This window comes from Dyella sp., from assembly GCF_036568765.1.
GTDB lineage: Bacteria > Pseudomonadota > Gammaproteobacteria > Xanthomonadales > Rhodanobacteraceae > GSA-30.
In genome coordinates, this window is record NZ_DATCRY010000209.1 from 1 (window position 1) to 11,294 (window position 11,294).

The 11,294-nt window shown below is 60.3% G+C and carries 8 protein-coding genes and 1 pseudogene; all 9 read left to right on the forward strand.

What is annotated here, in order from left to right; translation table 11 throughout:
• Positions 1-481: pseudogene (locus VIM98_RS14715) on the forward strand (glycosyl transferase); the annotation flags it as partial.
• A complete protein-coding gene (locus tag VIM98_RS14720) occupies positions 471-929 on the forward strand; it encodes an acyl-CoA thioesterase (RefSeq protein WP_331993861.1) in 459 nt (152 codons plus the stop codon). The pseudogene VIM98_RS14715 and the gene VIM98_RS14720, both read left to right, overlap by 11 nt.
• Positions 926-1,645: a class I SAM-dependent methyltransferase gene (locus VIM98_RS14725; protein ID WP_331993862.1), complete on the forward strand. Its 720-nt coding sequence runs from the start codon at positions 926-928 to the stop codon at positions 1,643-1,645. The genes VIM98_RS14720 and VIM98_RS14725 overlap by 4 nt, the downstream gene beginning before the upstream one ends.
• Positions 1,642-2,817: a beta-ketoacyl-[acyl-carrier-protein] synthase family protein gene (locus VIM98_RS14730; protein ID WP_331993863.1), complete on the forward strand. Its 1,176-nt coding sequence runs from the start codon at positions 1,642-1,644 to the stop codon at positions 2,815-2,817. The genes VIM98_RS14725 and VIM98_RS14730 overlap by 4 nt, the downstream gene beginning before the upstream one ends.
• Positions 2,814-3,290 carry a 3-hydroxylacyl-ACP dehydratase gene (locus tag VIM98_RS14735; RefSeq protein ID WP_331993864.1) on the forward strand — a complete coding sequence of 159 codons (477 nt, stop codon included), beginning with the start codon at positions 2,814-2,816 and terminating at the stop codon, positions 3,288-3,290. The genes VIM98_RS14730 and VIM98_RS14735 overlap by 4 nt, the downstream gene beginning before the upstream one ends.
• Positions 3,283-4,011 carry a 3-oxoacyl-ACP reductase FabG gene (fabG, locus tag VIM98_RS14740; protein WP_331993865.1) on the forward strand — a complete coding sequence of 243 codons (729 nt, stop codon included), beginning with the start codon at positions 3,283-3,285 and terminating at the stop codon, positions 4,009-4,011. Before VIM98_RS14735 ends, fabG begins: the two co-directional genes overlap by 8 nt.
• Before the next feature lie 35 nt (positions 4,012-4,046).
• Positions 4,047-4,484, forward strand: a complete 438-nt coding sequence (locus VIM98_RS14745) for an excinuclease (RefSeq protein ID WP_331993866.1) — start codon at positions 4,047-4,049, stop codon at positions 4,482-4,484.
• Positions 4,485-6,331: 1,847 nt separating this feature from the next.
• The gene (locus VIM98_RS14750; RefSeq protein WP_331993867.1) at positions 6,332-8,275 is read left to right on the forward strand and encodes a hypothetical protein; all 1,944 of its coding nucleotides are present in this window, start codon (positions 6,332-6,334) and stop codon (positions 8,273-8,275) included.
• A gap of 82 nt (positions 8,276-8,357) precedes the next feature.
• The coding region (locus VIM98_RS14755; protein ID WP_331993868.1) for a hypothetical protein at positions 8,358-11,294 on the forward strand (2,937 nt) is incomplete at its 3' end.

An 11,294-nucleotide genomic window follows, 5' to 3' on the forward strand; every position in this document is an offset into this window, starting at 1 on the left:
CCATCACGTGGCGCACTTCAACAAGCTGCTGGACGAAGCCGGCGATCGGAGCATGCGCCTGATCCAGGTCACCGAACTGGATACGGCGATGATGTTGGACCTGTCGCAACGAATCGAGCGCGGCGAATGGCTGGCGATCGCCGGCGACCGCGTTCCGCTCCATGACGGGCGCCGCACCGTTGTCGATTTCCTCGGCCATCCGGCAGCGTTCCCGCAAGGGCCTTGGCTGCTGGCCGGCATCCTGCGCTGCCCGGTCAATTTGCTGTGCTGCCTGAAGGTCGGCGGTCGCTACCGCATCTACCTCGATGCATTCCTGGAAGAAGCCACCTGGGAACGAGGCCGGCGCAACGAAGCCATCCGCGGCTGGGCGCAGCGCTATGCCGATGCGCTGGCCCAGCGCTGCCTGGAGGCACCGCAGCAGTGGTTCAATTTCTATCCGTATTGGCAACTGCCAGCGGAGGAGACCGAGCATGCGCGCTAACGGCGTCTTCCGCGTATCGACCGATATCGTCGTGCCCTTCTTCGATGTCGACTCGCTGGATGTGGTCTGGCATGGCCACTATGTCAAATACCTGGAGATCGCGCGCTGCGCTCTGCTCGATGCGATCGGCCACAACTACACGCAGATGAAGCAAGCCGGCTACGCCTGGCCGGTGATCGATCTGAAACTTCGCTATGTGCGCGCGGCGCGCTTCGGCCAACGCCTGCGTGTGCATGCCGAACTGATCGAATGGCAGAACCGGCTCAAGCTGCATTACCTGATCTGCGACGCCGAGAGCGGCGAGCGCCTGACTCGCGCCAGCACGGAGCAAGTGGCTGTCGACCTGGCCAGCGGCGATATGCAGCTGGTATCCCCTTCCGTTTTCACCGACGCCGTCGAACGCGCACTTAGCCGCGCCGACGCACTCACCACGGCATTTGCGCCATGAACTACGCCAGCCAAACTTACGTCGAAGAAACGCGTATCGGTTTCTACTTTCTGCGCAGCCATACCTGGCAACACCATGTGCTGCGCGTGGCGATCAACGACTTGAAGCGCCTGATCGGCGATCCACTGCCGCAGGGAGGCACGCTGCTGGATGTCGGCTGCGGCCAGGGCAAATCGTTCCGCCTGCTGCGCGATGCTTTCGCGCCGACGCGGATGATCGGCATCGATGCCGATCCGCAGAGCATGGATTTGTCGCGCGCCGAGGCGGAACGCGAACAGATCGGCGTCGATCTGCTCCTGGCCGATTGCGCGGACCTGAAGCTGCCCGATGCCAGCGTCGACATGGTGTTCTGTCACCAGACTTTCCATCATCTGGTCGAACAGGAGAAGGCACTGGCCGAATTCTGGCGAGTACTCAAACCCGGCGGCTTGCTGCTGTTCGCCGAATCGACCAAGGCTTATATCGATACCTGGGTGATCCGCTGGTTCTTCCGTCACCCGATGGACGTACAAAAGACCGCGGACGAATATCTGGCGATGATTCGCGAGCAAGGTTTCACGTTCCAGCCGGCCAACGTTTCGTATCCGTACTTGTGGTGGAGCCGTTCCAAGGATTTCGGCTTGCTCGAACGCTGGGGCCTGCGCGCACCGCCGCCACCCGGCCAGCGCGAAGAAACCCTGATCAACGTCGCCGCGCGCAAACCGGCCTCGCCATGAGTTGTTACCTCAATGCGCTGGGCGTGATCTGCAACCTGGGCGCCGGCAAGGCCGCGGTGGCCGAGGCGCTGTTTGCCAGCGATGCCACGCATCTACCGTCGCGCGAGGGCTGGGTACCCGAACACGCACTACCGCTGGGGGCTGTCGATATCGCGCTGCCCGCACCGCCTTCGGCATTGGCCGAGCGCGATAATCGCAACAATCGCCTGTTGCTGGCCGCGGCGAGCGAGATCGAAGCCGATATCCGGGCGGCGATCGCTCGCTACGGCGGCAGTCGCATCGGCGTGGCGATCGGCACCAGCACCACCGCCATCGAGGAAGCTACACAGGGTATCGACGGTTATCGGCGCGATGGTGCATGGCCGGCGGCGTATCGCTACTCGCAGCAGGAGCTGGGCGCACCCGCCGAATTCCTGGCCGAATGGCTGGACTTGGGCGGTCCCTGCTTCGGCATCTCCACCGCATGCACATCGGGTGCACGTGCGCTGATCAGCGCGCAGCGGCTGCTGCGTCTGGGGCTGTGCGATGCCGTGCTTTGCGGCGGTGTCGATACCTTGTCCCGCTTGCCGGTCAACGGCTTCTTCGCGCTGGAAGCGACCGACCCCGAAGGCTGCAACCCGTTTTCCGCGAACCGCCGTGGCATCGCGATCGGCGAAGCGGCCGCACTGTTCCTGATGACGCGCGAGCCGGGCCCAGTGCAGTACCTGGGAGGCGGCGCCAGTTCGGACGCCCACCATATGTCTTCGCCCGAGCCGCAGGGACTGGGCGCACAGCAAGCCATGCGTGCGGCACTCGATGACGCCGGCCTGGATGCCGGGCGCATCGATTACGTCAACCTGCATGGCACCGCGACCGAGCAGAACGACCAGATGGAAAGCATCGCCATGGCAGCCGTCTTTGCCGACGGTGTACCGTGTTCGTCGACCAAGGCACTGACCGGTCACACGCTGGGCGCAGCCGGCGCGCTGGAGGCGGCTTTTTGCTGGCTGGCCTTGCGCGACGGACGGCTGCCGCCGCATATCTGGGATGGTGTGGCAGATCCCAATCTCCCTGCCCTGCACTTCGTCACGCCCGGCAGCCGGCTTTCGGCCGAACGCCCGCATCGCGTCATGAGCAATTCGTTTGCCTTCGGCGGCAACAATGCCTGCGTGATCCTCGGAGACGCTGCATGACCCTGCGCGCAATCGCCGAGGTCGTACCGCATAGCGGCGATATGAGCCTGCTCGACGAGATCGTGGAGCTCGACGCGGAACGCATCGTTTGCAAGGCGACCGTTCGCACCGGTGGCCTTTTCAATGACGCCGACGACGGCTTTCCGGCATGGGCCGGTGTGGAGCTGATGGCCCAGGCCATTGCCGCCTGGGCCGGTGCGCATGCGCTCGATGAAGGTCGTGCACCGCGACTGGGTTTTCTGCTCGGCACGCGGCACTACGCCTGCAACGTCGATCGTTTTCCACTTGGCAGCGATTTGCGAGTCATCGCCGAACGTGCCTTCCACGATGATAACGGCATGGGTTCGTTCGCCTGCCGCATCGAGGCGCCGGGCATCGACGCGCAAGCACGGCTAAGCGTCTTCAGCCCGCCCGATGCCGAACGCTTTTTCATCCTGGGCGCTCCGAGCGCGCAAGGATTCACCCATGACTGATTCTGTTCTTGTGACCGGATCGAGCCGCGGCATCGGTCGCGCCATCGCTTTGCACCTGGCCAATGCGGGCTTCGATATCGTGCTGCATTGTCGTTCGCGGCGCGAGGAAGCCGAAAGCGTAGCGGCACAGATCCACGCTATCGGCCGGCAAGCGCGTGTACTCCAGTTCGATATTGCCGACCGTAGCGCCTGCCGTGCAGCGCTGGAAGCGGACGTGGCGGCCCACGATGCCTATTACGGTGTGGTCTGCAATGCCGGCCTCACCCGCGACGGCGCGTTTCCCGCGTTAAGCGACGACGATTGGGACCAGGTACTGCGCACCAACCTGGACGGCTTCTATAACGTGCTGCATCCGTTGATCATGCCGATGATTCGGCGTCGTGCAGCGGGGCGTATTGTTTGCATCACCTCGGTCTCCGGCATGATCGGCAATCGCGGCCAGGTCAACTACAGTGCTTCCAAAGCTGGCGTTATCGGTGCCGCGAAAGCGCTGGCAGTGGAACTGGCCAAGCGCAAGATCACGGTCAACTGCGTCGCGCCCGGCCTGATCGACACCGATATGCTCAGCGACGACCTGCCGCTGGAAGACATACTCAAAGCGATTCCGATGCAGCGCGCCGGACAAGCCGAGGAAGTGGCCGCGGCAGTCGCGTTCCTGCTCAGTGCGGATGCCGGCTATATCACCCGCCAGGTTCTGGCAGTCAACGGCGGGCTATGTTGAGCCGCCGCCATTTTCACCCTAAGGAGAGGTCGACCATGAAAGCCAAATTACTCGCCGCCGCCCTGCTTTTCGCCCTGCCTGTCGTCGCAATGGCCGCCGACAAGGTGGTGCATTTGCAGTTCGACCAGGTGGTGGCGGAAGCCGTCAAGAGCGGCAAGCTGGACGGCACGGTGAAGTTCTACCTTGCAGGCAAGGAGCCGGCCGGCAAGATCACGATCGTCAACGATAATGCCACCACTAATCGCAAGACCAATGCCTTCGGCAAGAAGGATCAGGAAACCTGCGATTGGGTATTGCAATCGGCGCTGATCAGTCTGCAGGACGACGCGAAGAAAGCCGGCGCCAATGCGGTGGTGGATATCGTCAGCAACTACAACGATGTGGTGTATAGCGACCCGCAGAACTACGAGTGCCATGTGGGCTTCTTGATGTCGGGCGTGCAGTTGAAGGCGAAGCTGGCGAAAGTCGATTGATTGATGTTGGTGGCTAAGCTGGCTTCTACGGTCACGTGACGCTTCCCCCCTCACCCCAACCCTCTCCCCCGGCGAAGCCAGGGGAGAGGGAGCCTGACCGAGGCAAGCCTCAGCACGTCGCACTTGCGTAGCCTGCTCCCTCCCTTGTTTACAGGGGAGGGTCGGGGTAAGTACTCGCCGAAGTTTTTCAGGCTGACAAAGAGCACATAGGTTCCCGCGAGCGTTCACCCCCTCCCAGCCTCCGGCGAAGCCAGGGGCGAGGAAGCCTGACCGAGGCAAGCCCCAGCACGTCGCACTTGCGTAGCCTGCTTCCTCCCTTGTTTACAGAGGAGGGTCGGGTAAGTACTTGCCGAAGTTTTTCAGGCTGACTAAGAGCGCATAGGTTCTCGCGAGCGTTCACCCCCTCCCAGCCTCCGGCGAAGCCAGGGGAGAGGAAGCCTGACCGAGGCAAGCCTCAGCACGTCGCACTTGCGTAGCCTGCTCCCTCCCTTGTTTACAGGAGAGGGTCGGGGTAAGTACTTGCCGAAGTTTTTCAGGCTGACAAAGAGCGCACAGGTTCCCGCGAGCGTTCACCCCCTCCCAGCCTCCCCCTGTGCAAGCAGGGGGAGGAGCGGTCATTGCGACTGCTCAAACGTACTTATGCGTGACGCCTTACTCACTCACGCATGATCAAGACAGTTGTTCTCCCCGGCTAAGCCGCGGGAGGAGGAGCAGTCTTCGCAAGCGCGAAACGCTGAGGTTCGCTCCAGTCGGCTCCCTCTCCCCTGGCTTCGCCGGGGGAGAGGGTTGGGGTGAGGGGGGCTCTTGCTCGTCCCTCGCTCCATATCGGCCTCTCGCACCGATGCTCGCGCAACTTCCACTGCAAACCCGGTCTCAGCATTTCGCTCCCGCTCTACCAATGACTACTCCCCTGACCAGATCCGGGGAGAAAAGCCGGCGCCCATACCACGATAGAGAACGCCAGCAGGAACAGCGATGTGACGTATAGCGTCCCCGCCCAATGGCGAGCGCCATGCAGGCTTCTCGATTTCGGATATCCGTAAAAATCAGCCAGGCAGGATGTTCAACGCTGGAAACAGGCAAGCTACTTTAAGCGCAGAATGCCCTGACCGCTCAGTCAAACCAGCCGATTATCTGAATGAAGCAGACCACAACAAAATCACCAAAGAAATATTCATAAATCCTTGCATACATGACAACAGAAGCGCCAAATGAAATATTTGAAACCATCACTATTCATATTAACGAAATAACCTTCGATGCTAATGGCCGTTCAAAAGGTGACTCACTTATGTAACAAAAAATAATATCTATAAATTTACAATCTTTTATGATCACCAAACAGCAATATAACAATATTTTTACCCGAAAGCGCGCATTTTTCTCAACCCGAAGTAGTAAGTACACGCTTTAGTACGGATTAATCTCGATGCAGCGACTCGCATCGGCTACGAAAGAAGTTATGTCAGAGCAGGTCACGTAAGTCGCGTCATTTTTCCGGATTTGTTCCGCGCCATCTGTACGGTGCAGGGTCAGCCATGTCTTGCTGTCTCTGCACACGCCAACTGATTCATCCATTGCTGTGGCTATAACCGTCCATGAAGACGGACGGGCTCCTTTTGCCCCAAGACCTGGAGCGCGCAAATGATGAATACCTCGTAACACTCGCAGCCGTTCCATCAAATTCCAATGCTATTCACGCAGCGCCATAGGTGCGGCGCAAGGACGGTCGTGCGTGGTTTTCCATGCCGTCTTTGCACCGACTTTCCTTATCCGGCGCTGCCGCCGGAACCGTCCCTCACCGACGGACGGGCTCCCTTTGTCCCCCCAATCTGGAGTGCGCAAAGATGAAAACGAGGAAATCGACTATCACCGCGGAAACTGCGCGCAAGCTGCTGCTGACCAAGCGAATAAACGAATTTAAACGGAAAAGCCCATATGCTTACCCCGATCCAGATCTAGATGCGCCGGGATCCGTCGATGGCCAATATGCAGATAATTTACTCCCTTTGAGCGCTGGCTCCGTTGGCACGGCCATCTCGATCCCCGGTCCGCCGGGTCGCGAGACTGCGATGTTAAGAACTCTGATAATTTACTTCGATGAGCGAGAGGTAAACCGTATCGAGGGGTTCGTACCAACTTACCCCTACCAGGCTTCGATACCCGCTAGATATCTCCTGACGAATGGCACATACGAGATTTTTTATGACATGGTGTTCATGTCGGGTCTAATGATGAGGTCCCGCCCGCTGATCGTGACCATCGACAACCGTATGCCGAATCGCGGAAATGTTCCTGCTGCACCGATTTTCCCCGTCGGCATCGATACCGACGGTATCACTCAGGACTATCTCGACACCAACGGTGAGGTGATCATGACGATCCCGCGTTGGGACGATATAGCATCATTTGAAGGCGTCAATCTGATCTGGGATTCTAGGCCGATGCCCCGCGTGTCTGTGACCGACACAGACGTCTCCAGAGGCTTGGTCGAAGTGCCCGTGGCGAGCGATTTTATTCGGCAAGGCGCGAATCTGAATAATCGCGTTATCGATGTCTACTATTACCTTACCAGCCGTGCTGGCAGAGATGGCCTGACATCGTTACATGCCGAAGCTGATCTTATTGTGTTCAAGCCACCAGCAAACCTTCCACCGCCGAATGTACTTTTGGCAATAGACGGCTTGATCGATTTAAAGGATGCCGATGCCGGCGTCGAGATCGAAATAGAGAACGAGTACGACAACTACCAGCCAGGCGACATGATACTAGGCTTCTGGGGCACGGTGCCGATCGGCCCCGTGCAGGCCAACAGCTTCCCGGTCAAAATACTCGTACCTCGTGCCACTATCGTCAACGTCGGCTCAGGACCCGTCGGTGTAACTTATCAAGTAATAAGAGGCGGTAGGCTCTATGACTCCCCCGCCCTCCCGGTATTAGTCGATATCGATCACCCAGGCCCGGCAGATCCGGATCCGGAGACTCCGGTCAATCCGGCTCTGCAGCTATTGACCGTCGTCGGTGGCAGTGACGACGTCGACAATCCTGCTCGCCCCAATCGGCTAACTACGACCGATCGCGGGCAGCCTGCATCCATCATCGTACCGTTCTATGTCGATGCCAGCGGCGCGAACGGCCCAAGGCTTGGCGAGCGTATTACGGTGTATTGGGGAGTCGACGAAAAGATCGTTGCCACCCATGAAGTGACCGGTACCGAAGCTGCCGATCCGACACAACCACCGTTTATCTTGACGATGTCGGCCACCGACGTCGATGCCACGCCAAATGGCACAGTAAACGCGTATTACACCTTGCGCACACCTCTGGGTGCACCCGCCGACAACGAGACCATTTCCGAGCCGCAACCGGTTCAGGTCGAGCTGACCGGCCCCGGAGGCCCGGGGGGGTTGCCGCCGGCAGAGTTCGATGTCGAATTCCCTTATGAGAATTGGCTATACCGCGAACAGACAGCCGGTGGTCTTAAAGTCATCGTACGCGCCTACGACGATTGGGAGCCAGGCGATCATGTCGAACTGTCCTGGCAGGCCTTCAGCACGGAAAATGGAGCTCCGGGAAGTCTCATTCCCGGAACGGAGCTAATCCCTCCGCCTACCGCCGAAATGACCGGCAACGATATCCGATTCATCATTCCGTACGACCCGAATATCTCGCTGATCGGAAATCCGGCTAACGGGTGGTTAGGCATGGGGCTTGTCGATTATGTGGTGATTCGAAACGGCGTCCGCTACCCCTCGACGGCGCCCGCCGCCGCCAGATTCGATCTGTACTGAGCGCCTTGTCGCAGTTGTCTCGGTGCCCGCTGAAAATTCAGCGGGCACCTTTCCTTATTGCATGTGAGAGAGAGGCATTCCCATGTTGAATCGTCCCCGCACGCATGTCCCCCGCCAGGCCCTGCGCCAGGGCTTGCTGGCCGAGTTGGCTGAGTTGCGCATTCCTAGCCGGCAGCCCGTCCCTCCGAATGACCCCGCACCCAGCCTCTACGCTATTGGCCTGAGCGCCATCAGCAACGGCCTCTACGTCTTCGTGCCTCCCTACAGCGGCATGAACAACGGCGACTACATCGAAGTCTTCTGGGACAACTCGAATATCCCTGCCGCCAGTGACACGGTCAACGATGGCAACAAGAACACGGCCATTGGACTACCCCTACCCGCCAGCAGCTTCGCCAATGGTCGCTTCACTCCTTACTACCGCGTCACGCGCGGAGGCAGCGGACTCCCGCTCTACAGCTTGACCCAGAACATCTGGGTCAAGCTGAACCCGCCGGGCGGCCTCGATCCCAATCCGGGCACGCCCGAGCATGAAAATCTGCGTGCGCCCATCCTGCCCGAGGACGTCCGCGACGGACTCGACAACGATCGTGCCGCGCTTGGTGTAGATGTCACCATCCCGCCCTACCCGCAGATGGCCGAGTACGATCGCATCGATTTCAGCTGGGGCGGCAGTGGAGGCGGGATACGGCATATCTACACCGTGCAGCCGGACGAAGTCGGCCGACCCGTCGTGGTGCACATTACCGAGTCTGAGATCCTGAGCGCCGGCGATGGCGACGTGCTGCTCATGTACACCGTCATCGATGCAGCGCTTAATCGCACCGCCGATGGGAAGTGGTCGCTGACTACGCGTCTCAATGTGCTTGCCAACAACTCGCACCTCGACGCGCCTTATATTGTCGAAGTCAATGAAAACGAAGACATCGACCTGACGGAATTGGGCGACGCCGATGCGACGGCCGTTGTCTACGCTGATAACATCGACTTCGCCGTCGGCGACGACATCACCTTTACCTGGGCTGGCTTCGACGCCTACGGTACTGCGCTCACGCCCTACACCGATACGCAAAGAGTGACACGCGTCCCGAGACCGGTCCTCTTTATCGTTCCTAACGCCACCGTAGTGGCTAGTGCGCAAGGCCGCGCGGTCCTGTCCTTTATGCTGCACAAGTCGAACGGTGAAACCATCGATTCGCGCCACTCGACCGTGCGCATCGTCGGCAAGGCGGCTTCGGATCTGCCTCCCCCGATCGTTACACCAAGTCTCCTGCCTGCCGACGTCGTGCGAGCCGACGTCACCGTGCTCGCCTACGACGGCATGGATGTCGGCGACCATGTCACACTGATCTGGACCGGCATGGGCGCCGATAACCGACTCGTCGACTACCGCCCCACATTCGATGTCACCCAGGCCTGGGTCGGCCAGGATCTGCCCCCCTTCCCCATCGACGGACCTGCCTATATCGCGCCACTCGCCGGCGGCCGCGTTACCGTCTCTTACCAGGTCGACTATGCCGCAGGGCCCGCGCTCGTGCGCGAGTCGGCACCACTGGAACTTCCTGTCGGCGACGCGGGAAATCGATTGCCACCGCCCTTTGTGATCGAAGCCCCGGACGGCATTTTCGATCCGACGCTCACCTTAGCCAACGTGCGCATTCCCGGCACGGTCCTGGTCGCCAACGATCGGGTCAACCTGACCTGGGTCGGCGACACCACCGGTACCTACACCGATAGCGCTATCGCCCGTACCACCGGGCAAGCCTTGAACATGGTGGTCCCGGCTGCCCGGATCACCGGCAATCGCCAGATCACCGTTTCCTATGCCGTCAATGGTGGGCCAGCTTCTACCACGCTCACCTTGCGAGTCGCCGCCTCAGGCGACCTGCCCATCCCGGAAGTGGATCAGGCCAACAACGGCGTACTCGCCCTCGGCAATGTGCCGGCCTCCGGCGCCACCGGTCGCGTGCGTCCGTATACCGGCATCGCCACCAACGATCAGGTCACGCTGTTTCTGGAAGAGCCGGCCGGCACGGTGCAATGGCAACGGACGGAGACTGTCACCAGCACCACCCAGGATCTGACCTATACCATTCCGCGAAGTGTGATCGCCGGCTTGCTCAACCGCACCGTGCAGTTGCGCTACGCCGTGCAGCTTGCGGGCGTCAGCAAGGGACAAAGTGCCGTGGCGCATCTGAGCGTCGAGGACGGTGCTGCGTCAGAGCGTCCAGTTATCGAGGTCATCCGCAATCCGCAGAATGTGGATATCCCCAATGGTGGCACCACGGGCGCTACCTCACTCACGCTCAGCGGCACCGCCGCGCGCGACCAGCGTGTGCAGATCTTCGATGGCACCAACGCGTCGCTAGGCATCGCCAATGTCAACAGTATGGGACGCTGGTCACTGCCCGTCGCTGGGTTGAGCAGCGGGCCTCACACCCTCACTGCCGAGGGGCTCTATGACGATTTCCCGGTGTCCGATGTCTATCGGTTGACCATTACTCTCAGCGGGCACCTGCTTGTCATGGGGGGGCGCTCGACGAGCCCTATGCGGGGAGGATTCCACGGCTCAGCCGCTCTACGCACTAGTCGCCGTCGGCTTCATGCTCTGGATGCGACCACCAAAAAGTCGATCCTGGCACGATGGCGCTACCAATTCGAGCTCGATAGCACAGGCATCACCGCCACCGACTTCCTCGACCTCGAACCGGATGCCGTACTCTACATCGATACCGACGACGACCAAGTGATCCTCCGGCCCAGGAATATTCTCGGGAACGGCGTCTCCACCACCTCTTACGGTGGCGCTTTCGTGGCGCAACGCGATGAGGGCAATCTGGTCGCCTGGGGAAGTACCAACATGGGTGGCACGTTGCCCCCAGTTCTCCCGGGCCTTACCGATATCGTCGAATTCAAAACCAGCTTTGGTGCCTTTGCCGCACGACGGAATAACGGCAAAAACGGCGCAAGCGGTGCCGTGGTCGCTTGGGGAAACAGTGGTTATGGCGGCACATTTCCC

Excerpts from the sequence above, each read along its gene's own strand:
- VIM98_RS14720 (WP_331993861.1), top strand. The coding sequence starts at position 471 with ATGCGCGCTAACGGCGTCTTCCGCGTATCGACCGATATCGTCGTGCCC.
- VIM98_RS14725 (WP_331993862.1), top strand. The coding sequence starts at position 926 with ATGAACTACGCCAGCCAAACTTACGTCGAAGAAACGCGTATCGGTTTC.
- VIM98_RS14730 (WP_331993863.1), top strand. The coding sequence starts at position 1,642 with ATGAGTTGTTACCTCAATGCGCTGGGCGTGATCTGCAACCTGGGCGCC.
- VIM98_RS14735 (WP_331993864.1), top strand. The coding sequence starts at position 2,814 with ATGACCCTGCGCGCAATCGCCGAGGTCGTACCGCATAGCGGCGATATG.
- fabG (WP_331993865.1), top strand. The coding sequence starts at position 3,283 with ATGACTGATTCTGTTCTTGTGACCGGATCGAGCCGCGGCATCGGTCGC.
- VIM98_RS14745 (WP_331993866.1), top strand. The coding sequence starts at position 4,047 with ATGAAAGCCAAATTACTCGCCGCCGCCCTGCTTTTCGCCCTGCCTGTC.
- VIM98_RS14750 (WP_331993867.1), top strand. The coding sequence starts at position 6,332 with ATGAAAACGAGGAAATCGACTATCACCGCGGAAACTGCGCGCAAGCTG.